Origin of the sequence: Vibrio sp. T11.5, from assembly GCF_027587155.1 — a bacterium.
In the GTDB taxonomy this organism is placed as follows: Bacteria; Pseudomonadota; Gammaproteobacteria; order Enterobacterales; family Vibrionaceae; genus Vibrio; species Vibrio neptunius.
In genome coordinates this window covers 205380-231523 of sequence record NZ_JAPPTP010000003.1, presented here as the reverse complement: position 1 = coordinate 231523, position 26144 = coordinate 205380, and the positions used below count along the sequence as shown (strand labels likewise).

Annotated in this window: 12 protein-coding genes and 2 pseudogenes; 8 read left to right on the top strand and 6 right to left on the bottom strand. The window is 47.9% G+C overall.

Annotated elements, in window-relative coordinates; translation table 11 throughout:
* Window positions 1-88: 88 nt before the first annotated feature.
* The 4 genes and pseudogenes from OH455_RS23395 to rtxH all read right to left on the bottom strand — a co-directional run.
* A pseudogene (locus OH455_RS23395) lies at window positions 89-2716 on the bottom strand (anthrax toxin-like adenylyl cyclase domain-containing protein); the annotation flags it as partial.
* A 123-nt stretch (window positions 2717-2839) separates the two neighbouring features.
* Window positions 2840-11554 (bottom strand): annotated as a pseudogene (rtxA, locus tag OH455_RS05525) (MARTX multifunctional-autoprocessing repeats-in-toxin holotoxin RtxA); the annotation flags it as partial.
* 22 nt (window positions 11555-11576) lie between these two features.
* Window positions 11577-12038, bottom strand: coding sequence for an RTX toxin-activating lysine-acyltransferase RtxC (gene rtxC, locus OH455_RS05520; protein WP_045977682.1), 462 nt, complete (start codon window positions 12036-12038; stop codon window positions 11577-11579).
* Between the two features lie 25 nt (window positions 12039-12063).
* Complete coding sequence (gene rtxH / locus OH455_RS05515) at window positions 12064-12423, bottom strand: protein RtxH (protein WP_045977681.1); 360 nt, start codon at window positions 12421-12423, stop codon at window positions 12064-12066.
* A gap of 438 nt (window positions 12424-12861) precedes the next feature.
* Here rtxH and rtxB point away from each other — a divergent pair, with 438 nt between their 5' ends.
* Genes rtxB through OH455_RS05500 form a run of 3 tightly spaced genes read left to right on the top strand, consistent with a single transcriptional unit; the run spans window position 12862 to window position 18496 of the window.
* Complete coding sequence (gene rtxB, locus OH455_RS05510; RefSeq protein ID WP_269980634.1) at window positions 12862-14967, top strand: RTX toxin T1SS ABC transporter subunit RtxB; 2106 nt, start codon at window positions 12862-12864, stop codon at window positions 14965-14967.
* Window positions 14964-16325 (top strand): HlyD family type I secretion periplasmic adaptor subunit, encoded by a 1362-nt coding sequence (locus tag OH455_RS05505; RefSeq protein ID WP_269980633.1) that lies wholly within the window; start codon window positions 14964-14966, stop codon window positions 16323-16325. The genes rtxB and OH455_RS05505 overlap by 4 nt, the downstream gene beginning before the upstream one ends.
* A gap of 2 nt (window positions 16326-16327) precedes the next feature.
* Window positions 16328-18496 carry a type I secretion system permease/ATPase gene (locus tag OH455_RS05500; protein WP_269980632.1) on the top strand — a complete coding sequence of 723 codons (2169 nt, stop codon included), beginning with the start codon at window positions 16328-16330 and terminating at the stop codon, window positions 18494-18496.
* Window positions 18497-18562: 66 nt separating this feature from the next.
* On the opposite strand, the gene OH455_RS05495 is transcribed toward OH455_RS05500, so the two are convergent.
* Window positions 18563-18787 carry a hypothetical protein gene (locus OH455_RS05495; RefSeq protein WP_269980631.1) on the bottom strand — a complete coding sequence of 75 codons (225 nt, stop codon included), beginning with the start codon at window positions 18785-18787 and terminating at the stop codon, window positions 18563-18565.
* A gap of 1202 nt (window positions 18788-19989) precedes the next feature.
* On the opposite strand from OH455_RS05495, the gene OH455_RS05490 reads away from it, so the two are divergent.
* The 5 genes from OH455_RS05490 (at window position 19990) to OH455_RS05470 (ending at window position 24848) form a co-directional block, all read left to right on the top strand.
* The gene (locus tag OH455_RS05490; RefSeq protein ID WP_269980630.1) at window positions 19990-21240 is read left to right on the top strand and encodes a class-III pyridoxal-phosphate-dependent aminotransferase; all 1251 of its coding nucleotides are present in this window, start codon (window positions 19990-19992) and stop codon (window positions 21238-21240) included.
* Window positions 21237-22313, top strand: a complete 1077-nt coding sequence (locus OH455_RS05485) for a zinc-dependent alcohol dehydrogenase (protein WP_269980629.1) — start codon at window positions 21237-21239, stop codon at window positions 22311-22313. Before OH455_RS05490 ends, OH455_RS05485 begins: the two co-directional genes overlap by 4 nt.
* The gene (locus OH455_RS05480) at window positions 22310-22951 is read left to right on the top strand and encodes an HAD family hydrolase (RefSeq protein WP_269980628.1); all 642 of its coding nucleotides are present in this window, start codon (window positions 22310-22312) and stop codon (window positions 22949-22951) included. The genes OH455_RS05485 and OH455_RS05480 overlap by 4 nt, the downstream gene beginning before the upstream one ends.
* Window positions 22952-23091: 140 nt before the next feature.
* Complete coding sequence (locus OH455_RS05475; protein ID WP_045977673.1) at window positions 23092-24249, top strand: MFS transporter; 1158 nt, start codon at window positions 23092-23094, stop codon at window positions 24247-24249.
* A 20-nt stretch (window positions 24250-24269) separates the two neighbouring features.
* The gene (locus OH455_RS05470; RefSeq protein ID WP_045977672.1) at window positions 24270-24848 is read left to right on the top strand and encodes a DUF1349 domain-containing protein; all 579 of its coding nucleotides are present in this window, start codon (window positions 24270-24272) and stop codon (window positions 24846-24848) included.
* 303 nt (window positions 24849-25151) lie between these two features.
* Here OH455_RS05470 and OH455_RS05465 read toward each other — a convergent pair whose 3' ends face one another.
* On the bottom strand, window positions 25152-25763 hold the full coding sequence (locus OH455_RS05465; RefSeq protein WP_269980627.1) for a hypothetical protein: 612 nt from the start codon (window positions 25761-25763) through the stop codon (window positions 25152-25154).
* Window positions 25764-26144: the final 381 nt, after the last annotated feature.

Below are 26144 nucleotides of genomic sequence, written 5' to 3'. Positions count from 1 at the left end.
TCAGGCTGTCCTTAAACGTGATCTCCGGTTTGTTGGCAACATCATCGTAGACAACACGTAAAGTCATATCGTCTTGTTCAACCCTGAACTGGTTCGAGTCACTGACTCTTAGCGCAGGAAGGTCAAGGCGGTGCGTGATACCTGGAACGAACCCTTCAATCCCTTTGTGCGACTGCAAGTGCGCTTTGCCATAGATGGCAACAAACTTTTCGTCATCAGGCAGGCTTTGTAGTACTTCCACCGCAATGTTGTTTGCTGCACCAGCACGGTACATTAGACCATGTTCAGTTCCCTGAACGTTTGGACGCGCGGTGCTATTGGCATCCAGCGCCACAATACGCATACCTTTCGCACGTGCGTTTTCAAACAAAGTAGCATCGAGATGCTTGGTTTTAAGCATTGCACTTAATTCACTCGACATTACACCTGTAGCTAAGTAGCGATCAATTAGTGGCTGCGCGAGGTCTGAGCGCAAATGCTCAAGGCCAATCACGGTGACACCCTGCTTTTTCAGCGCATCCATCTGTTGATTAACAAAGCGCAAGCCATTGACATCACTGCCATGCACTTCACCAATCAAGAGCCCTTTACGGTCATCGAGAAGAACCGAAAGCTGCTCGTCAACACCCGCGGCACCAGCAAGTTTAGTCGTCAACTGATCATAAGCTGCACCAGAGTAATGACGATCCCAAGCATCAACGTCCGTCTCATGGCTACTACGGTAGATCCCTTCAATTTGATCCATACGGTCAGAATCAAGTTGCGCTAGGTAGCTATTATCAGCGAACTTCTTCAGCAATATCATTTCAGCTGAATCACCAGAAATCGGATCCGCTTTCTTTGCCGCTTCTTTCAAGAAGTAGAATGCCATTTGCACCGATTCTACACCCGTCAAATCCTGAAGTTCTTGATAGCTATAGCCAAGATGAACCGTTTTAGTGGATTCATCCAACACAGCTTTACTCAACAACCCGTTAGACTGAGACGTTTCTAGCCACTGTTTGAAGTCAGTGTAATGATCACCGAGATCTACGTGGTATTTGGCATCAAAGCCGAGGTCATTTGGTGTTTCGCCTTTGTAGCCTTGCTTCGGTGCCAAGTATGGGTCTTCATTGGCCCAACGAACCATCATATCCGTCAAACCTAGATGTTCACCGTTGGCCTCTTCAATCGCGACCATAAAGATACGCGCTGCAAGCTCCGGTCTTGTTTGTGCGATTGCGTCAATACCCGCTTGGGCAACTTGCATCTTACCGATAAACAAGGCACTGGTGACCTGCTCTTTCAACTGCGTTAGCGCTTGATTACGCCCCGACGTTGGGTGTTCAGCTATGTAGGCATTGACCTTCTTATTCAGCTCAAAGCTCGCGACGATTTGATCACGGCTTACCGTCTGATGAACAAGATCAAGTTGATCGAGAATACCTTGATAGGATGCACCAATCGGCTTAGCGAAGACGTTTGCTCTCTCTTTGAGTTCTTGCCTAGTAAAGATCTGCGATACATCGACCGCTACTTTGGCCTTGTTACCTGACACATCATCTGGATTACCAAGCGCCACCAGTGTCTCATCCTGTTCGTCGAGACGACCGCCCGATAACTTTTTAAGTAATTGATCTCTCTTGTTTAGAAATTCATGAGACAGTTTACGCTTGGGCGTAAATAAGGGCTCATCTAAGCCATGATTCCACTTATCATTAAATGAAGCGCGAAAACTTGCATTGATCGTCACCTGCTGGAAATCAGAAAACTCCTGTGGATTTCGGATTACCACTGCACCCTGTTCATTGACATTGAAATAGGTTTGGATCGAGCCCTTGCCTTTCCCTAAGCCATCTTCGGCGAAAAAGCTTTTCGGAACGAAGAAAGTAGCAGGGAAGTTATCCGCCATAACGGCATAAGGATTTGCGTCATCTGCACCGTGATGAACCATCTCGAGACCATTAGTTCGACCTAAATCAACATTAATCCGATCCTTAAGCTCTTTTAAGCGGCCGCTCAAATTACCAAGGCTTGCTCCATCTTTCTTGTTGTAGAGATCTTCATTGCTATAGAGCTCTTTGTATTTAGGCGTTAAGTCTTCATACGTAACAGAGTCTTTCCACTGCTGCCATGTTAATGGCTGTTTTATCTTATCCTGTGGACCGAGGTCTCCATAGGAATACATCACAGTAAGCAAATCATAATCTGCCGTCATCGGCTGCTTTGAGACCGGATCACCAATGACTTTAAACGGCGCCAATTCCCCATTTGTGATGTAATGAACCTGCCATAGCTCATTGCCGTCTACCGTCACCTTATTTAGGAAGAAAGGAACGCTTTGGTCACCATTGGTCGCCGTTGTTTTATACATACCGCTCTGGTCATCCAGCTCCAGAGGGGTGAGTGAGTGATATTTGGAGACCAGCTCTTCTACCCTAACTTGATTGAGGTACAAGTCGGCACTTACCGCATTACCAGATTGAATAGATTGCTCTGCATGACGGTTAAACGTTTCAAGATCTCTTCTTGCTGATGCTTTTGCAAATGATTGATCTACTGGGATAAAACCTGACATTGGTCCCCAATCAGAACTTTTGGCTTTAACGAAGAGACCTTTGCTGCTGTACATCTTAGAGGCAATCAGAGATTTAGATTTCTCATCAACGGGACGCACACCAATAATCACATTTTCACGCTCTGCAATATCTGCTAGTACTGTTTGATCCGCCTCTGGCATGCCAAGCTCAACCTTTTCAGGCTGCGAAATTGGTTTTAGGATAAGATCTCGGGACTCGTAGTTCTTGCCGTGTGATTCTTGGTTTAACTTTGCTTCATTGTGTTTGATGTGTTGTGTATCAAACAAATCAGACACAATTTTTCCCGTATATTGGCTCATTAAACGATTGCTTGCTTCATGGCCATAGAAGGTTTGTTCGCCCGACACCTGGTAGCCAGAAACGGCCAGTTTGGTACGCAGTTTCTCGCCTTCTTCACCCAAGCCTTCGTTATCCGTGAGTAGCAGAATTGGTGTCTCTTGAGGCAAACCTTTTAGGTTCTTCTCCACCGAGAATTGGCCGTTAACTGCTTTCGCAATCGTACCCACAATACCAGCAGGGTTCGCCACTTCATGAGCGGTGATGGCTTTGGTCATACTTGGCATAGGTCGATCAAGCAATAAGCCCGACACCGCTTGGCCATTTTTCGCAGCATAACGTGCTAAATCAGCGGCAATTGGACCGCCCATTGAGTAGCCGTGCAGTATGATGTTACTTGGGTCAATACCCTTGTCATTCACTAGGTAGTTGAACATGGTGCGAGCGTCTTGGTACAAACCTTTTTCGCTTGGTCCGCCATCGCTTTCACCATAGCCACGCAGGTTGACTGCGAGCATGTCGATACCTTGTTTCTGGTAGTGGCTGCGAATCGCACTCGCTTGCTCTTCAGCAGACGAGCCAGAACCATGCAGGAACAGCGCAACTTTACCGCTTGTCGTGCTCGTTTCACCGTCGCTTGAGGCCGTTCCCTGATGGTAATACCCCGTTAGACGGCCCGCTTCCCCTTTCAGGGTGACTTTCTGCGATTCACCCTTTTCTACCGCATGATCAAGTAGGGTTTGCGTGATGTCGCCAATCTTGCGACGCGCATCTCTCTCACCGTATAACTCATTGTTGAGGAATCGAGTCAGCGGGCTAAGAGATACTTTATCGCGCGGCGGCGTACCATCATTTTCAATCGCCACCTTGTCTTTGTGCTTCTCACTGCCTGACAAGGCATCAAGGTCATCATTCACTTGATGACTTTGCTTCTTCACGGCAATCTCAAGCTGAGCTTCCTGCAATGCCTGACCAAAGTTGAAAAGCTCTGTCGGCGTCCAAACACCAAACTTAGGTCGCCATGTGTGACCGATAAGTTTGTCAGCCCCACCCGCTTTTAACACTTTTGCGACTGTACTTGAGCAGTTTTTGGTCAACAACTGATAGCGAGCATCTGGATCGTGACTTAAACGATTCCACTCTGTTTGCATCGCCGCCACATCCAAGCCTTCTAGGTTGATGCGGAACACTCGACCTTCATCAGCTTGGCTAGCTTTAAAGGCTTCGATTTCTTCCAGCGCTCTCTCAGCAAACAGACGAACCACGTTGTCGATGCGTTTTGCCACAAGGGCTGGATCACCACTAGCTTGAGCTTGTTTCTGTAGCTCTTGAGCAAAACGGTTTGCTACGTCCATCATGTCGTAGCTGGTGTCATTCCATTGATCGACGAATGGCTGGAAAACATGCGCTGGAATGCCTGTCGATACAAGCATATCCGGATTGCCCAGTAGCACACTCGCATAACCTTCAGAGGCATCTTTGTAGGCTGCGTCAATACCTTTCGCGGCGTTGAGCTTTTCGATAAAGCGTTTCAGCTTAGTTTCGCCATCGTTCAAGCCAAAGCCATCGTTTTCTTCCGATGCCATATCATGCTCAAGTGTATCATTTTGATGCGCCGGTTGACTGAAGTCGCTCCAGCGTAGTTTGAGATCTGGCTGATATTCTGTCGCCACGTTGAAGATATTGCGGATATTGGATGACTTGCTACCGAGTGGCCACCAACTGACGTAATTTTGTTTGTTGAAGTCGGCCGCGGCTTGAGCGTCGATCTGCGTGCGCCCTTGGCCAATTTGCAATGCGGCGTGACCTAACGCGCTGTGATCACTCGGCTTCCAAATGTACATGGTTGCGCTCACTGGTGACATATGCTGTTCAAGCGCTTGGTGTACTCTGTTTAACCCAGTGATATCAATGCCTTTGCCATCTTTGGCAAGTTCATTGGCAGAAAGCCCAGCGAAGATCGTATCAGCGATGGCTTGACCATATTCATAACTTACGGATGCTTTTACTTTTTCAAGTACAGCATCGCTACCACCTAGCTGATCGATCTTGGCAAGATTGCCTTTACCCTTAGTGACGAAATCGCCATTTCCATCCAGATACAGATGTTTACTCTGTTTTAAGTTGGCATTGTCAAGCTGATCATATAGACGGCTAAAACTATCGTGCGCTTTGATGCTTTGTTCAGAGACCGCCAGAACAGAGACTTCTTCTAAACGTGAATTAACCTGATTTAACAGTGAGTTCATCGCTTCAAGACGACCAGAATCTGGATGGCCCAGAGCATAACCTTCAATCTTTTTACGTAAGTTGACCAGCTGCTCCACTGACTCAAGTTCATAGTCTGCGTGTTCAGCTGTACTCGCATGATACTCAGCCAAAGCATCGATCACTTGTTGGTAGCTTTCACCACGCACTTTACCGCTTACATGAGCAGCATCAAGTAGTTCAGTTACCGACATCAACTCTGAGTTGGTGTTGTACGTCCAAGCACCGTCTTCTTTCTGAGCCAAAATTCGCGTGCGGCCATCGTGATGCGAGAGCACCTTGTTGTCCACTAAGAAGAGCTCATCTGGCATCTGCTCGAAATCGTCGAAGTTTGCTAGAATGAAGCGCTCAATGGCTTTTTGTTGAGCGGCATCTTCAGGATTATCCAGAAGGATGGTCTTGCTCTTATCATCGGAACCCGGCCATGAGCGGACTTCGAAACCTTCATCGCCTTCTTGCACCAAGAGATTACGCTCGGTACGAAGTGAGTAAAAGGGCAGAGATTCACGCAACATAGTATTGACTGCCGTTCCGACCTCAGATCCATCATGCGAAGCTTCACCAAGCCCTACTAAATTCACCCCAGAAATGCGAACCTCTTTTCGAACCACATCCTGAGACACAGTAGTGTCTACCACAATGCTGTCAGCGTTCGATTCAGTGAACATGGAAGTGATGGTGCTACCACTGTTCTTACTGCGAATACCTGCGTTAATTTGCAGACGATTCACGGCGTTTGTCGCCCCTTCTAGCGCTTCCAGCTCTTGCTCGGTCAAGCCATCACTGAATCGACCATCAGCGTTTGTTTGACTATCGGTGTTAACATGACTGCCCGTTTCACCAGCCCCTTCCACGCGATGAGCGTTACCCGAAAGGCCGCTGCCAGCCACGCCTTGCCGGTCTGGACGATCGTCTTCGTTTTGCTTCGCCCCTTGCGCATCATTCTGTGCTTGGTTGGCTTTATTTTCGGCATTCATTGCATCGCGATCACCACGCGATTGTGCGTCGTTTGCAGCGCTGTGTGCGTCAGATTCGGCCTGTTTCGCGTCGTGGCTTTTCGCCACAGCATCGGCTTTGCGTGTTTCTGCATCGGCTTTAGCTTCTGCGATGTCTTGCTCTGCACCTGCTCGATTTTGCTCACCTTTGGCGACACCCGCTTCAGACTTGGCAATAGAATCTTTAACTTTGCTGTTATTGTCAGATAGCGTCTGCTTCGCCGCCGCCATCTTGTCACTAGCTAGCTGCTTGGCATCGTCGATCTGGCTTTGAACGCCATCGAGCAAACCGCCGGCAAAATCGTTGCGCCATTGTTCGCCTGACTTGCCAGTATGCGTGGCTTGGCCATCAAGCACATCGAGACCTTGCGCCAATGTTGTCAACTCAGCGGTCACAGCTTCCGATTCTTCTTTTACTGCATCACGTTGAGCCTGACCGTTATTTTCTATGGCTTGTTGGTCGGTCGACTCCAATTGACTTTGTGAACCCGCGACAGCATCAAGCTGTTTCTGCTTTTCTTGTTCAAGGCGCTGACGATCCGCTTCTGCGCGCTCTTTGTCTGATAGGGCATTCTGCGACGCTTGATTTTGTGTCGCGTGCCCACTCACTGCGTTGGCTTGTGGCGAAGATTCCGATTTCGCCACGACATTATCTAAGATATAGCCCAGCCCATCATTGTGGCCTGTGCCTTTGAATTCGATTCGGTTACTGCCAGCATGTGCGGTCAGTTTTAAGGTTTTTTGCTGCCAAGCAGAGGCATCACCAGACGATGAGAAGACGACTTCACCGTTCCAAAGCAATTCAATGCCTTCGTTATTCGATAGACCTGCACGTTTTGCAAAATCAAAGCTCACTGCAATAACTTCACCTTCTGTAAGATCGGTCAAATCTTGATAAAGACTGGTATTGGTGTGGGTATCCAGCTCAGTGACGCGTGTGCCATGGCCTTCTCCATTCACGCCATACACGCTACCCGAGTAAGACGCTTCAACACCGTGTGTCGATTGCCAACCACGATCACCTTGTTCAAAATCACCATTCACAATCAGATTCGGAGCGTTATCAGGAGCGCCGTCAATGTTGAGATCATTGTCCATCTCGTTGAGGTCTGGGGTATCCACCTCAGTGACACTGCCTGTTAGGCTATCACCCAAGTCCGAGCTCACTTCTTCAATGGCATCCATTTGGAAACCATCCAGCTTGGTGATTTCAGGTGTTGCAATCGCACCACGACCTTTTTGCGTGCCGGATGTCGAAGCTTCATCACCTTGAACCAAGTAGTTAATAGCCTGGCTGCCACCGACACCCAATAGTGTTTGTTTGATGTTATCAAACAATGCCGAGAGCTTGTTGCTGCTGGTGTTACTCGATGCAACCGCTAAGCTGTAAAAGTCGCCGTTACCGACTTTAATTGCCACGTTATTTCTTGCGTAAGAGGCATTGATGTTGAGACCGTCACCGATGTGAATATTAGCGTTGGCTTTGCCTTTCATGACTGCGACATTGAGGCCATCCCCCACTTTCGTGTTGATATTGTATTTGCCCCAAGCCACGTTAACAGAAACACCATTGCCCACCTTGGTGTTGATGTTGGCGTCACCGTAGGCAGCCGTCACACTCAAACCATCACCGACCGTGGTGGTGATATTGGCTTTGCCTTTCGCAGCAGTCACCTGCATACCATCACCCACTTTGGTCACGACGTTGCCTTTGCTCCAAAGGGCGTTGAAGCTATCACCATCGCCCACTTGGGTAACAATGTTGGCCTCACCTTTTGCCAGTACCACGTTGCGGCCATCGCCCACTTTAGTAATGACGTTTGCTTTACCCCAAGCTCCGGTGTAGTCGTCGCCATTACCCACATGAGTAATGATGTTGGCTTTACCTTGCACCACGGAGACTTCTTGGCCATCTCCCACTTTGGTGATGATGTTGGCTTCACCTTTGGCAAAGTTGTAGCGATCACCGTCGCCCACTTGGGTAAACACGTTAGCTTGCCCCCAAGCGACATTGATGCCCAAACCATCGCCGACCTTGGTCACGATATTGGCCTTGCCTTTGGCAATACCTATGGTCGTGCCATCTCCGACATGGGTCATCACGTTGCCGATATCAGATATCAACAAACCCACTGTGGTGCCTTCGCCCACTTTGGTGAGGATATTACCTTTGCCAGCCAATACCGCTGCGGTTGTTGCATCACCAACATGAGTCACGACGTTCGCTTTTGCTGCTGCCACCACGCCCATGAAATCATCACCCACTTTGGTGACAATATTGGCTTCGCCCAGTGCTAACACGCCCGTGAGACCATCGCCAACATGCGTCATGATGTTGGCTTTGCCAAACATCGCCGCCAAGGTTGTACCGTTACCGACTTTCGTCATCACGTTCATTTCACCGGCGAACAATCCTAAACTGGTTCCATCGCCGACATGCGTGTAGATGTTCGCTTTACCGACCATCAGCGCCGCTGTCAGATCATTACCGACTTTGGTCATGACGTTGGCTTGACCAATCATCGCAGCAAACGTGCTGCCATTGCCAATGTGAGTAAAGATATTGGCGTTCCCAACCATTGCAGCGAGTGTGGTGCCGTTGCCCACTTTGGTCGCAACGTTGCCTTTGGCAAGCATCAGCGCCACTGACATGCCATCACCAATGTGCGTGAAGACGTTAGCTTCTGCCACCATTAAGGCCAACGCATCACCGTTGCCTACTTTGGTAAAGACGTTACCTAGGCCACCCATCAGTGCCCAAGCATTCCCCTCGCCCACATGGGTGAAAATATTGCCCGCACCAATCATAGCCGCAATAGACGTTCCATCGCCCACTTTGGTGAAAATGTTGCCTGCCGCCCCCATCACACCAAGAGTTTGACCATCACCAACGTGGGTCAGAACGTTGCCAACCCCAAGCATAATACCTGTCGTGTCGCCATTACCCACCTTGGTGAGGATGTTCGCACCACCCACCATCACACCGGTTGTTGAACCATCACCGACATGAGTCAGCACGTTTGCGCCACCACCCATCACAGCAAGGGCATCCCCTTTACCTTTTTTGGTCAGAATGTTGGCACCGCCTAGGGCTACCGCGGTGGTGTTTGAGGCTTGTTCATCCCCACTAATGTGAGTCATCACGTTCGCACCGCCCAACATGCCTGCGGTGAGTTCACCGTCACCCACTTTGGTTAGTACGTTCGCCCCACCCGCAAGCACGGATGTTACCTCACCGTTACCGACTTGCGTCATTACATTGAAGCCGCCCGCCGCTAACCACAAACCGTGGCCAGAACCGATTTGGGTATGGGTATTGTAACCACCCAGCATCGCGACTCGACTGTTGCCATTGCCTTTGTGCACAGAGATATTGCCGTACGCCAGCAAATGCGCAAGGTATTGACCATCGCCGATACGAACCAATACGTTGACCGCACCACCTGCATAAACATCCATCTTGCCTTGCTTGCTTTGATGCACCAATACGTTCGCCAATCCCGCACCTCGGAAGGTGAGATCCCCTTCCTCGCCACTTTTGACGATCACGTTTGCCGCACCACCACCGTTGAATTCGGTATTGCCGAACTGCGAACTGTGTAAGATGACGTTAGCAATACCACCACCATTAAAGTAAACATTGCCGCGCGTCACATTGGACTTGATGACGTTACCGCCACCCGCACCATTGAAATGCACATCACCAGAGCTTTCACCGCTGTCGGTCGCTGGCCTAAACAAGGTTTGATCGGTGTATTCGTCGATATCTGCAACAGTTTCACTCATGCTTCTTATCGCGTTAACGCTGTAATTCAGAGCACTGAGTGAATAACCGCCTTTACCCATTGAGTGGTATCCGTTTGCAGACGAAATATCTTCGTTCGCTAAGTTTGCGGTATGATCACCTTCTTTGTACCAAGAGCGGGCTTGATACTTAAGCACACCTGTCTCGGCGTCGTTGGCCAGTTCAACCACCACAATTTTGGTATAAGGCCCAAGGACTTTCGCATAAACGTAAGTATTGGGTTGTCGATTTGACTTCACGGCTTGAACATCGACGGTAGTGCCATCGGTCGAAATGGCGTGACCGCCCATTTTCGCATCTGATAAGACCACGTTTTGCGCATCAATCAGTGCACCATTGGCGTAGGTTATCCACTCATACTCAGTAATGTCTTGCTCAACCGCATGAACCGTCACCGATTGTTGGTGTTGAAGTTCTATATTGGAAAGCGTGTAACCACCGTTGATTGGATTAACTTCAAAATCACCAGCAGAAGAAACATCGGCACGAGCCAACTCTGCTAAATGATTGCCACGCTTAAACCAAGCTTCAGAGTAGTATTTGAGTTGACCCGTTTCTGAATCGTTGTAGAGACGAACTTTGTTAATTTTGGTGTAGACACCATCTGCGATAGCAAAAAGATAAGTATTTGGCTCTCGCTCTGATTTTACAGCGGTCACCGCATGGAACTTGTTGCCATTATCAATCGATAAACCATGCATTTGCGCCGTAGTAAGAACGATGTCTTCCGCTTTGGCAAATTCCATACCTTGAGCATCAAAGCTACTGCTACTGCCTTTACGTGTAATGGTGTTGTAAGCGCCGCCACCGGAGAAACGGATATCACCATGGGCAACATCGGAATAAAGACTGTTGTAGCCACCGACACCTTCAAAGCGAATGTTACCGTGTGTTTGTTGATAGACATCTTCCGCTTGGCGTGTACGCTCAATGCGGTTTGATGCGCCCGCACCTTGCAAAGTAATGTCACCTACTTTGCCTTTACGGACTAAATGGTTATCAGCCCCTGCACCACGGAAAGTGATGTTTCCGGTTTCAACGCGAGAACTAATGCTGTTTGCAGCGCCAGCGCCATCAAAGGACACATCCCCTCGAGAACCCTGATATTGGTTAAACCAAGTACGGTCCAATTTATTGCCCGCCCCTGCACCAGCAAAAGAGAGGTTACCTTGGTTGGTTTCATGCCAAAGGCTATTGTAGCCACCAGCGCCTTTAAAGGTGACGTTGCCGCTCAGGCCTTTACGTTTAATGCCATTATAAGCCGCGGCACCGCCATAACTGACATCACCGTGATGACCCAAATGGTCAATCGATACACCGCCAGCAGCTCCAGCGAATGAAACATTACCATCGCCACTTTTGTTAATATCTGCATATCCTGCAGCGCCTTTTACAGAAAGGTGCCCAGTGGAGTCCTCCACTCTTAGATATGCCGAACCGCCTACGACTGTATCGTTGCCGCTGCCGGTATGAACCGTTGCACCAATCGATCCGACGGTGACGTGATCATCACCACCGTAGGCATGGATTTCTCCACCAAACCCAATAGCAACAATATCGTTGTTACCATTATCGGCGGAATAGTTCCCTGTGAAGAAGTATTCAACACTTCTCCAAAATGGTTTTCCCATAAGCCAAACTCTTGTTTAGGAGTTAAATAGAAAACCACTGTACATTTCTGATACAGCGGTCATTTTGAGCATCCACTTTGCCGCGGACAGTGCAGACTTTCTGCCCCTTCCACGGTAAAAATACACGGCGACGAAGATCGTTGACGACTTCACGACCATGCCCGAATGGAGCAATCATCTCTGGAATGTAGATATGCTGGCCAGAACGCCAGTCGGATGGAGATATTTCGCGCACTCCAGATAACAGCTCATCTCGGATCTGCTCAGAGACAAACGCCCAATTACAAAATGCAATTGGGCGTCGATGCTCATCTTCGTAGTAGCAAAACTGGTTTAGCTCAAATGCAGGCATAATACGCTGTTGCCACTCTGCAACCACATATCGTCGATGAAGGGGCGAGTGCTGACTCAGCAGCATGACACCACCTATCATCTGTTGGATTTGAGCTAATGTGAGATTTGCTGGTTGATGTTTAATAGACATCTGCCCTATATCAACCGATATGCTGTTATTTCTTTGCTCGGGAAGTGCGTTTTTTCGGAGCGGCTTTCTCTTCCACGAGAGGTTCCGCTGGTGATTCTTCCGCCTGGTTTACCTCAGCATCACCTGCTGGCAGAAAACCGGCTGCCACTAGCTTGTCAAATTCAGCTTCCATTCTTGGATCTTCTAACATGTTCTTAATCATCGAGACCATGTACATAAATCCAGAGGCAGGCATATGGACAACTTGCTTAAGTTCAAGATCATTATCGCTTTCAGCCATTACGCCATTCGCCATATTGTTTTGATCCTGACCTACGAAATAAAGAGAAAAAACACCTTTATTGTAGTTAACACTAGATACTGTTTGAACAAACTTCTCAGTCATAAATTTCCCCGATTTATTTTAATAGACACAGTAAAAGCCCCTCATCCTTAAATGAAATGGCTTTCAGTCTGAAAGATAAATTAAAAGGCAAAATATAAAAATTCAGCCATAGATAATTATTGTAATGTTATTTTGTGCCGAAATATTACATCGGAAAACATGGACCATCAATAGACTTAAATAAACTAAATTAGAGTAAAAAATCTTTTATTTTTTGTCTATTACTCACTCAATACCATATCAATGTAACAATCACACCAGTTACTCAATAATGAGACACCCATCATCATTACAAATTGAATTAGTACAATAAATAACCAAAATCAGCCTATTGTCGGGTAAAGCACCCACAAATGGTGATTGATCGTGTTAACAAGCAGTGATAGGATTCAGCTCATTTCTAGGCGCTGAAAATAACATCGGCTAAGTAATTTAATTATGTCAAATAATGAAGGGTTGACGCTGATATGCATCCAATTTTATTTAAGTATCATCAGCGGCAATAGAGAACGATTAAAAGAAAATTCTAATTTAATAAATGCTAAAAATTACAAAGAAGAACTAAAAAAAATACAAAAAGAAAACGACGTAAGAATAACTAAAAAACATTCACCATTTAAAAGCATAGACAAAATTAAAACCCCTGCTATTTTATTTGATTCACAAGACACACCATTTATTTTAGCAAAATCTAATAAAGATAAATGTTTAATACAAAGGCCTAATAAAGAAAATCCAGATATAGTTTCATATCAAGAACTGAATGCAGCTTGGAACAAAAAGTCTCTCGAAATAAAACAAGCGCAATCACGATTTGACATCACTTGGTTCATTCCCGAATTTCTGCAGCATAAACGAGTCTTGAGTGAGATCCTGTTGTTCTCTTTTGTCCTGCAGATCCTCGCCCTGATTTCCCCTCTTTTTTTCCAAGTGGTGATGGACAAAGTATTGGTTCACCAAGCATGGTCAACGCTAGATGTGCTGGTATTTGGCCTCGTCGTTACCGGGGTGCTCGAAGTGGTCCTTCGCGGTTTACGTGAATATCAATATGCCCACACCGCCAATCGGATTGATATACAGCTCGGGCTAAAGTTGGTGAAGCATCTGTTTGGCCTACCATTGATGTTTTTCAAATCTCGCCAAGTTGGCGCCATTGTGACACGCGTACGGGAGCTCGACACCGTACGGGAGTTTTTGACTGGCTCCATGTTTACACTTACGGTCGAAGTGCTGTTTATGTTCGTCTTCCTATTTGTCATGAGCGTACTTTCCGGGCCCCTCACTTGGCTTTTCATCGCCACCATACCCTGTTACGCCCTTCTTGCTTGGTGGCTAACACCGCGAATGCAGGCCGCGGTTGAAAAACAGTTTTCACATGCCGCCGCTAATACATCCTTTCTGACCGAAACCGTCGCCGGTAGTGAAACGTTGAAAAGTTTGGCGGTTGAACCGCGATTTATACGCCGCTGGGATGAACAAACCGAAAAAATGGTTTCAACGGGTTACGATGTTAAACAACTCAATAACCGCTCCAATCACGCTGTTCAGTTACTGCAAAAAGTCACGAGTGTCGCCATTTTATGGCTGGGAGCGACCGAAGTTCTCTCTCTTGAAATGACGATTGGTCAATTGATCGCTTTCAATATGATGACCAATCACATCGCACAACCTCTAGCGCGCCTGGTCGACTTGTGGGGGCAATTTATTCAAACTCGTGTCGCCGTAGAAAAACTGGCGGATATGCTCAACCTGCCAGTAGAACAACACACTGGCAGTGACCAGGTTACACTGCAAGGCGCGGTCTCTTTTAACAATATCACCTTTCGCTACCAGCCAGATATTCCCCCCACCATCAACAACTTGTCGCTGGACATTCGAGCAGGGGAAACCTTAGGCGTCGTCGGCACCTCTGGTTCAGGGAAAAGTACTTTAGCGCGCTTATTGTTGCGACTTTATAGCCCAGAACAAGGCACCATCACGATTGATGGCATCCCACTCAATCACCTCCACATTCAACACTTGAGACAGCAAGTGGGGGTGGTACTGCAGGACAATTTCTTATTCAACAAAAGCGTGAGTGACAACATAGCCCAATCTAAACCCGATGCCCGTTTAGAAGACATTATTGAAGCGGCAAAGCTCTCTGGCGCACATGAATTTATCCTCAGATTACCCTTGGGCTACGACACCATTCTAGCCGAAGGCGGACAATCGCTATCTGGAGGCCAAAGACAACGACTTGCCATTGCACGAACACTGTTGTCAGATCCAACGGTCTTGATTCTGGATGAAGCCACCAGCGCTTTAGACGATGAATCACAGGCGTTAATTCAGTCCAACATGGCCAACATCGCCCAAGGACGCACCGTTATCACCATCGCTCATCGCTTATCGACCGTTCGGGATTGTGATCGCATCATTGTGCTTCACCAAGGCGCGATTGTAGAGCAAGGCTCGCATCAACAACTGCTAACCCACGGCAAACAATACAAACAGTTATGGCAGCTTCAGCAAGAACTCAAACAAGAGGACACCACGGCATGACCCATATCATCAAGCGTTTCTTGGCAATAGGTCAGCCTCGTCAAATTCTCGGACACCATTATGAGTTTTTGCCTGCGCATCTGGCTTTAGCGCAAAAGCCACCGTCACCCTTTGCACGGCTAACGGCCATCACATTAAGCCTCGGTGTACTCGCTACCTTGCTTTGGGCCTATTGGGGTAAATTGGATGTACAAGCCACCGCCACAGGTCGGTTTGTTGTCTCGGGGCGCTCTCAGGTTATCCAAGCTTATGAACAAAGCCGCGTCATGAACATCCATGTCAGAGATGGTCAGCGCGTTGAAAAAGGGTCGCCACTCTTGACCTTAGATACGCTTGGGGTGAATCAAGACATCATGCGTTTGCTCACTCAATCGGAATTTCAAACCAATGAACTGATTCGTTACCGCACTTTGATCAACGAGCAACCTCTCATTGAGGCTCCGACGTTCAGAGCCTTGCCAGCACAACAACAAGCACTGATCAGAGAAAACTATCTCAGCGAGAAACGAGAATTTGAGGCCACTTTGGCCAGCATTCACGCAGAAATGAAGGTCAACCGTACCTCTCAAGCCGCGCGACAAAGCGATATCAATGCGCTCATTCAGCTTACCGACAACATCAGTCAGCGTCTTGAGGCGCGTAAAAGACTCAATCAAGTCAAAGTGATTGGCCATGTCGAGTATCTGGAGCAAGAAAAAGAGCTGCTGGAAGTACAGCGTCAAGTCGCTCAGCAACAAGCACAACTGCAAATACTACAATCTCAGTATGAGAGCCTAGAAGAGCGCCAAACCAGCTTCAAAGCGCAGAAACAACGTGAGTGGCTTGAAAAACGCCGCCAAGCTAAATTGCAACTGGCTTCGTTAAATCAAGAACTGTCTAAAGTGCGTGAGCGCGAGCAGTTGGAACTCATTCGCTCTCCCGTCGATGGCACAGTGCAACAACTCAGCGTCTATACCCTTGGGGCAGTGCTACAACCTGCGCAAAATTTGATGATTATAGTGCCGGAAAACAGCGTGCAGATTGCAGAAGTACAGATTCTCAACAAAGACGTGGGGTTTGTCTATCCAGGTCAATCCGTCACCGTCAAAGTGGACGCCTTTCCCTATACCCGCTACGGCACCATAGAGGCGGAACTACTGAGCATCTCTCGAGATTCCACTACCGACGAACAACAGGGGCTGGTTTTTCCGGCTCAAGTACAACTCAAGAAAAACAATATTGTTGTTGATGGGCAAACCGTTGAGCTCACCCCAGGCATGTCTGTGGTTGCTGAGATAAAAACCGATAAGCGACGTGTGATCGACTACCTACTCAGCCCCATTAGAGAATATCAAGCTGAAGCGCTGAGGGAGCGATAGCGATGACCGTCACTTTATCTGCCCACGACAATAGCATCGCCACAGAGCACGATCGACCGCAAGCAAACCCAGCTAATAACTGGGGTGTTGAGGCGGTAGTTTATGCAGGCCAGCAATTCCACAAGCAATACTCCAGCTCACAGCTTAAGCATGCGTTAGGCTTAAATCATGCCCACCTCAGTGACATGGAGATGAGAGAAGCTGCCGACTATCTGGGCCTAAAAAGCCAAATCACAACACTGCGCCCACCCGCGCTCGACACACTCCCTCTTCCTGCGCTTATCGAAGATGACCATGGCTGGAGGGTCATGACTCAGATCAGCGAGGGGGCATGCACGCTTTATGACCCTCAAACACAACAGTTGCAAACGCAACCTATTGCGACAACCCCCTCTCAGGGTGAACATAAAGTCATGCTGCTCGCCGATGAGCAGTTAAGCAGCAAAGAGGTAAAGTTTGGCTTAAACTGGTTTGCCCCATCGATTCTTCGGCAAAAGAGCCAACTGCGTGATGTGTTTTTTTACGCCATCGCATTACAGGTGTTTGCCCTCGTTAGCCCAATGTTGTTTGAGAATGTCATTGACAAAGTGCTGGTTGGACGCAGCTTATCCAGCTTGCACGTGCTGGCCCTTGCCATGTTGGCCTTGGCCATTGCCGAACCAGTATACAGTTATTTACGAAATACAGTGTTTGGCCACCTTGCTAGCCAAGTCAACGCGGAGCTTTCAGGCCGGCTGTATCGTCACTTAGTCGGTTTGCCATTGACCTATTTCAAGCAACGTCAAACCGGACAGATCATTGCTCGAGTACGTGAAATGGCACAAATCCGCCAGTTTCTGACAGGGTCGACATTGATGCTGTTACTCGATCTGATTTTTGTCACCGTATTCCTCGCCGTGATGTTTCACTACGCCAGCACGCTCACTTGGTTGGTGATTGGCTCATTGGTGGTTTACTTTGTGCTGTGGCTAATCGCGGGGCCGCTGATCCGCAAAAAAGTCGAATCTGAATATGAGTCCGACGCCAATACCACCACATTTTTGACCGAGGCCATCTCTGGCATTGAAACCATCAAGACCACAGCGACAGAACACCGCTTTCTCGACCAGTGGAAACGTATTCTTAGCCAACAATTAAACCGAAGCTTTGACGCGCAAAAATCCGGACTGGTTGCAGGGCAAGCGATCGCTCTGGTGCAGAAGCTAACCTCGGCACTACTGCTTTGGTGGGGCGTGAACGCAGTGCTCAAGGGGGAAATTACACCCGGTCAATTAGTGGCATTCAACATGCTCGCTGGCCATGTCACGCAGCCGGTCTTGAGACTGGCGCAAATTTGGCAAGATTTTCAGCATACGCTCATCGCGTTAAGACGCGTGGGCGATATTCTCGATGAACCCAGAGAGAACAGTAAACAAGGTTTAGCCTCAGTGCCCGAGCTTGAGGGCGGCATTGAATTTAGTAACATTCGTTTTCGTTATCACGAGGATGCACCAGAAGTGCTAGCCAATTTGTCCCTCAAGATTAAGCCTGGGCAATTTATTGGCGTTACAGGCCCTTCAGGTTCAGGAAAAAGCACGCTTACGCGTTTGCTGCAGCGCTTATACGTTCCTCAACATGGACAAGTATTGGTCGATGGGATGGATCTAGCGATTGCCGACCCGGTTTCTCTGCGCCGCAACATGAGCGTAGTATTGCAAGAAAGCATCCTCTTTTCCGGCAGCGTGGCGGACAACATTCGTTTGTGTCAACCGCAAGCCAGCGACGAAGAGGTTCGCCATGCCGCACAACTAGCGGGGGCGTTAGAGTTTATTGAAGGGCTGCCTCACGGTTTTAACCAGCCTGTGGGCGAGAAAGGTGCCTCCCTGTCTGGTGGCCAACGGCAGCGCATTGCTTTAGCAAGAGCCCTATTGGTGGACCCGAGGATCTTATTGCTCGACGAAGCGACGTCTGCACTCGACTATCACTCTGAAGCCGCCATCATGAGCAATATGGATGACATTTGCCGCGGGCGAACCGTGATCAGCATTGCCCATCGACTAAACACCATTCGCCATGCCGATAACATTCTTGTGCTCGATAAAGGCCAAGTGACCGAAAGCGGCACACACGATGAATTGATTGCCCAGCAAGGCTTATACGCGAAACTCTGGCAACAGCAAGTGGGGGAATAGCCACTTGCTGAGACACTTAAACCACTCCAAACCTCGTTGAGGCCACACTGGCTCGTTGATAACCAATCAACGCGAGGTGAGAGTTTGCTCTGCTTTAAGCGTTTTAACGATGCCATCTCGCTGACTATCGCTCAGCGGAAACCAACGGTTGTTCTGGATCTGCGGTTCAGATAGGACCTCAAGCAATGCATCTGGGCTGAGTTTCGCCTTCCCGTATGCCACCAACTCAATCGGCTGTGCGCACAAAGACTGCAAACGACAAATACATTGGTCAACGTCTTGGGCAAACACAAGTTATAGGCATTTTGATTCCGCATCTTAACTAAACAAAGATCGGTAGTGTCACGAGATGGGGAGCAATGCTCAGTAAAGCGATTGAGCTGCGCTTGTCTAATAATCGCTTCGAGCCAGCTGTATTTGGACGTTTGTTTAGGGTCGGGCCCATTGAGCAGCGTCGATAAATCACCCATATGGGAGCGAATCGATTCAGGCTCGGTGTGAATGCGATAGCAAATAGAGTTGAGAACCTTCAGAACGTGATCATCTGTGAGCTTTGGCATGGTAACCTCCAACAGGAAAACATTTCCATCACCACACAGAGACCCCATAACAAAGGGTGGTGAACTGAACAAGGTTGGAACTACCGCACACATGGAAACGGCCAGCCTGAGCTGCCTCGCCCAGCCCACCGTAATACCGAATCAAAATGCGCATTAAGTCATGCGATTTAGATTTCTACAGATGTGCCTAGGCCGCACATGATGAAGGCTAAGGTTCAGCCGGCATCTATGCGCCATGTGTAAGGTGCGGGGTTCCAATCCCGGCACTGGATTTTGCCAGTGCTTTTGCAGGATATCGCTGGGGTATAGAAGAGTCAACGCTTTCAGCGCGTAGGCCGATTAACTGTTCAAAAATCAATACCTTGTAAAGAGGTGTGTTAACCGTGTGTCGAGTAAAGGATGAGGTTTAGACAAGGCCGTCACAGAAAACGGCTGCTATTGTTTAAAACAGAGCATTCAGAGCAAGCATTCAGAGAAGCATTCAGGACACACACCGAAAGGACTTACCCTCAATGTGATTGAGACAACCTATCTTTCTCTTCACTGGCGTGTGTTCCATCCCATATTTTTCAGACGGCGAATCACCTCATTCAAACACCACCTACGCCCCAGCCATCCCCCTCAATATTTTGCTCCTCATCCTCACCACAGTATAAGTTAGGATGATGTGCATATGGTTTCACATTATAAAATCAAATGCATAATTAGGTGCACGTTTAACATGAAGTCTATTACCTAATTATTACTATCTAAATGTTTTTATGATGGGTGATTTTTCATCATTACTTGAGCCTTATTCAACCCGGATAACTCTTAAAACATTCATGATATTGCCTGAGTATAAAATAGTGAAAGATTCACTTTCTTAGACCCGGCTAAAAGGACAACAAAAGATAGGGATATCCGTTTATATTCTCTTGCTGGAAATTTAAAATGACTGGATTTAACGAAGACATTGCCAGATTCAGAGGTAATGGGCCATATTTACACATTAATGATAAAACCCTTATTGATGCAGCCTCAGGAACATTTAATCTTCCTCTAGGCTACACTAATAAACGTTTAGCTGAAAAACTAAAACAACAAATCGACCGTTGTACACATTTAAGCTCTGCATTTACCAAACCTCTCTCTGAGCAAATATTATTAAAGTTACGCAAACACTTGCCTGCTGGCGTTGATCGTATGTGGCTGCGTGATGTTTCTGGTTCCGGTGCGGTTGAAGGGGCTATTCGTATGGCCCAGAAAAAAACAAAACGTTCTGGGGTTATTTCGCTATTTAAATCGCATCATGGACAATCTCTGGCTACGGCCAGAATATCCGGTAATGCGTTCCGCTTGGAGGAATTTACCGCCAACATTGATGGTTCTTTCAAAATTCCCGTTCCTCAGAGCGATCTGGTGGAGGAGTCGAAAACACAAAGCGCAGAAATTAACTATTTCAGTCAACTGGAGGACTTCATTAATTTTGGCTCCAGTGGAAATATTGCCTGCATGATCATAGAACCTATTCTGGGCAATGGCGGAAATATTGTCTTACCTGCCGAATTTTACAGACAGGTTAGAAAAATATGTAACCAATACGGCATTGTTGTTATCGCCGATGAGGTTCAGACAGGCTTTGGCCGCACAGGAAGTTTCTTTGCAAGTACAGGCTACGCCAAAGAGTTAGATCCAGACATTATCGTATTTGCCAAAGGAGCAGGCGGCATAGGTATTCCAATTGGTGGCATTCTGATGAAGCAGGCTTTGGATGTGCTAGAACCCTACGAGCACTCAAGCACCTCAGGCGCCAATCCTCTGTCTCTGGTTGCTTTGCACGAGACCATTGAGATCATTGAAGACGAGCACCTGCTGCTGCAGGTTCAGCAAAACGAACACTACCTGAAAGAAGGGTTACTCGGCTTGCAGAAAAAATATGCCTCAATCAGCGGGGTCCGGGGCGTGGGGTACATGTTTGGGTTCGATGTACCTTCGCCAGAGATCGCACGGATGGTCATCGATATCGCTTATTCGAATGGGCTGGTTATCCGCGGTTCGCGCTATGGCAAAGGACGGGCGATTAAGGTCAGGCCTCCATTGATTTGCACCCGGGAGCACCTAACTGAAGTTATCCGCAAACTGGATGTAACTTTCGCCCAGGTGGCCTGTGAACTCGAAATGATGGACGAGGTGACCGCATGAAAGCATTAAAATTCAATACCGTGTGGGATGTCATCAACACTCAGGTAGAGCCTTTACAGTGTAAAGAAGGGGATGACGTGGTTGTCGCTGTTGAGGTCTGCGGCCTGTGTGGCACAGATGTCGGTATCATCTCCGGTGATTACCCTGTTGCGGTTCCGGGTACAACCCTTGGCCACGAATCAACAGGAACGGTGCTCCGTGTCGGTGAAGAGGTTTCAGCATTCAAGCCTGGTGATCGTGTAGTGATCAACCCAACCTATTCCTGTGGCAAATGTCGTATGTGCCAGACCGGAAATGAGAACCACTGTGAGCGTAAAGCTGGTACGGAAGCAGGGGTATCCTATGACGGAACTTTTGCCGAACAGTACTTGGCCAAAGCCAGTTCTCTTCTGCATCTCGACGACCATGTCAGCTTCGAGGCCGGCGCACTGACTGAGCCTCTAAGCTGCACACTGACTGGTGTCGACAAACTGAATATTACCCATCCGAACATTCGCGCCTGTGTCATTGGTGCAGGCACCATGGGAATGCTCTATCTGTGGTCTCTGCACTTGCGCGGCGTAAGCCCGTTCCTCGTTGAAAAAAATGAACATCGTTATCAGTTTGCGCTCGACGTACTGCCGCCGTCTGTGCGGATATACCAAGACTTTACACAGGCCATGCGTGAAGAGTATGGAAATGACCAAGAGACACTGGATCTTTGTGTTGATACTACCGGTTACCTTACTGAAACCGTCTTCTCTCGCCTTGCTCCTGGCGGCAAAATCATGAATGTGGCGCTCAAGGAATCCAGTGCCCAGCTCGATGTTCTGAAAATCGCCGATAAAAGCCTATCAGTCATCGGCTCCATCGATTCACTCAACAACAGTTTTGAGCGGGCCTACCAAATCATTCGTGACGGCTTGATCCCGGCAGAACAGCTCATCAGCCACCGCTTCGAGTTCGAGGAATTTGAGCAGGCATTTGCCATGGTGGGCTGCAATATCGGCAAGAAGCAGCTTGAACCTATTCAGGAACCAAACTGTAAGGTACTGCTGCGCATCCCTTCCCGTAAAGAGGAAGTCCGCGCATGAATCACTCCGTAATAATATTCGATATTGATGGTGTGATCGTCGACAGCGAGCAGTTGCACTTTGATTTGCTAAAAAATCTTTTACCCCATCAAACAGAAGGCGTGAAAGCGGAGGACCTTATTGGCCTGAGCCTGACTGAAACACTGGAACAACTAGGCGTCGGGCGCGAGCAGCAGCCCACCCTGATAAAGACCATTGTCCAGACCTACAAGATGGAAATAGGCCCTGCCTACCTGCGCAAGGAGGCAAAGCCTATCATTCATGCACTGCTTGAGAACCGCATCCCGGTGGGTTTTGTTTCAACCGCACCTCGTGATGTATGCCTTGCCAACCTCTCAGCGCTTGGATTACCGGCTGAGTCTTCTGTTCCTCTGATTTCAGGAGATGAAGTGGCGAAGACCAAGCCCCATCCAGATCCGTATCTGGCCATGCTGGAGATCCTTAACGCCAAAGCGAGTCAGGCTATCGTTATCGAGGACACAGATCTAGGTATCCAGGCTGCCGTTCAGGCGGGGATCCCTAGGGTATACGGCTGGCCCCACGCCCTGTCCAGCAACGAAACCTACCATCAGGCTTCAAAGGTTATCGGGACTCTGAGTGAGGTGGAAGAGTTCAGGCAATTGCTGGTATGCGATTGAGTTAACCGAGAGTATTTAAACAGATCGAACGTCTTATCAGGGCTTGTTTTTCATCACTCTAAGCCCTGCTGACACTGAAATAAAAAATCATAGTGGCTCCCATATAACTCAGGGGCCACATCGAATTTACAGGAAAAAACATGGAACTACTGGATTCCACACCTTCACCAGCGATTCCCCGCTCCGTCAATGCCACCCGCATTGCCTTTTTTGTTGCCGGGTTGAGCCTGGCTGCTTGGGCACCACTTATCCCCCTTGCCAAAGAGAGGCTGATGGCCGATCACGGCACCATGGGGATGGTACTGCTGTCATTTGGTATCGGATCATTTCTGATGATGCCGCTGTCCGGCATTCTTGCATCGCGCTTCGGCTGCCGAGTTGTGTTCTTCACCGCGACAATACTGACGCTTGCTATGATGCCGGCTCTGGTCACAATGAATACTCCCCTGACCCTTGCTATAGCCCTGTTTTTGTTCGGTGCAGGGATCGGCGCGATGGATGTGGTGGTTAATATTCACGCCGTATTGGTTGAAAAACAGGTAGACAAGCCTGTGATGTCAGGATTCCATGCCCTATTCAGCATCGGTGGTATCGCTGGAGCTGGGCTGGTAAGCCTGTTGCTGATGCAGGGGCTGGCTCCCCTAACCGTCATTGCGCTGATTATAGCGGCGGTTGTGATCATGCTGCTATTCGCCTATTCAGGCATGCTCACCTACAGCGAGTCAGACGAATCTCCGCTGTTTGTGGTTCCCAAAGGTATCGTGATCCTGCTGGGCGTCCTCTGCTTCGTGGCCTATATCATGGAAGGCTCTATGCTGGACTGGAGTGGTATTCTTCTCACCAGCAATAATCTGATCACCGTTGACCATGCCGGTCTGGGTTACACGGTATTTGCGTGCGCAATGACCGCCGGACGCCTGCTGGGTGACCGAATAATCGCTGCTTTTGGCCGTCTGCGCGTTTTTGTGATCAGTGCGCTCATCGCGTCGCTAGGATTCGGTGTCATCGTTCTTGGGAACAGCCTAGAAACCATGAACTTCGGCTTCTTCCTGATAGGCGCAGGCCTGTCAAACATTGTCCCCATCCTGTTCACTGCGTCTGGGCAGCAAAAAGTGATGCCCAGCACCCTAGCAGTCGCGTCAGTCTCTACAATCGGTTACTCAGGGATCTTACTTGGTCCGGCATTGATTGGGTTTGTCGCCAACGCCACCACTCTGGGCTTTGCCTTCGGTGTCGTTGCCGTTCTTTCGCTAAGCCTGCTGATTTGCGCCCGCTTCATTTTTTCAGCTAATGACTAGAATTACCAACAAGGATAAACATGGACATCTCTCATTTTAACTGGATAAACCCACCAGCATCCTGGACTCAAAATAATGATAAAATCATCGTAAAAACGGACCTTAAGACCGATTTCTGGCGCGAAACACATTACGGTTTTATCCGTCATAACGGACATATATTTGGCTGTGAGGTGGAAGGTGATTTCACCTTTGAGCTATGTATTGAGGGCGAGTTCAGCGAACTGTACGATCAGGCAGGGCTGATGATCGAGCAGGGCGAGGAAGTCTGGTGTAAAGCAGGAATCGAGTTTGCTGATGAGCAGGCTCTGATGAGTAGTGTACTGACTAATGGCAAGTCCGACTGGGCGACAGGCCCCTTCCATGGCGATACCAAAAAGTTCTGGATGCGAGCAACCGTCGAGGGGGACGTACTAAGGCTGCAATACTCAGGAGATGGTATTACCTGGCCCCTGCTCCGCCTCTGTACTATTCCTCTGGCTCAAAAGCGTTTTGTCGGCGCCATGTGTTGTACACCGGAACGTGAAGGGCTGCAAGTTGCATTCAGTCAGTTCCGCCTAAGCCAACCGCTTGGTAAAGATCTCCACGATCTTTCATAAAAAGTCGTTTAATAAAGCCATACTCCCGTCCGCTAGGATGTATGGCTTATTCCTGCTGAGAGCGTAAATTCAGGGCATACACCAATAATGATGCTCGAAGACTGACTCACTAAATATATGTAACCCCAAAGTTAGCCAGAATTATTGATAGCGTCTCTATTTCCCATTTTCATCGTCTATTCCCACTCATTTTTCTTACTATCAGGTGCAGAAATGGCCGCTATCACGAGCTTTAGTGAATCATTGTTCTACCGAAACAATCCACTGCGCACTAAACCATTGAAGTTAAATAAAATATGGCATTTATGGGCGTTGCCTTTCACCATAAATACGATTAAATTCAGGGCGATGAAACTGTGGCTCTGTAGGGTCTTGAGATTGTTCTGGGAATTTTTCATACACTTCAGCTTCATCAAGAAGCAGCCCCGTTCTGCGTCTATCTACTTTCAATTCAGATTGTTTTTCACAGCGCTCTAGAAATAATCTCACGCTTTTAATTGAAGAGACATCATCCACACTAACGCTACATCCACGATTAAATGAAGAGAGCAAATATCGGTAATCATTGATATAAAAATAGACCCAATGCCCTTGCAAGCTAGGCGACAAACGGGAGTGATAAGTTAAAAAACGCCCTCTTGGTGGTTTTTTATCACTTGGGAACTCTAACTCTACATTCCCCACATCTCCATAACGGTATTTAACGTAGCCAGTATCAGGGCTGTAATGCTGATAAGCGCACAAAGACGCTAGTTTTCCATTTTCTAGTTGGGCATTAAAATAGATATCTTCATCATCTTGACAGAGTGTCCGATTCAAAGTGTCATCTTCTTTAATGATCAATGGATGAGCATAAACTGTGGATACAAATACAACGTTAACAATTAGAGCCGATAATAACCTTCTCAACTTCATTCAAACACCTCAGCGTCCCATAGCTTGTTAAAATTATTCCTACGCAAACCCATAGTTATAGCGATTCACAAGAAAAAACCTCAAGGTTATTTGGTAAACCTAACCTATCTTTCTTTTTACTGGTGTGTATCCAAATATTTTGACGCAGACAACTAATCCCACGCTTCAAATTTATTGGGTTCGACTCTTTCTTATGCTCGAAGACTGACTCACTAAATATATGTAAACCCAAAGTTAGCCAGAATTATTGATAGCGTCTCTATTTCCCATTTTCATCGTCTATTCCCACTCATTTTTCTGACTATCAGGTGCAGAAATGGCCACTATCGCGACGTTTAGTGAATCATTGTTCTACCGAAACAATCCACTGCGCACTAAAGC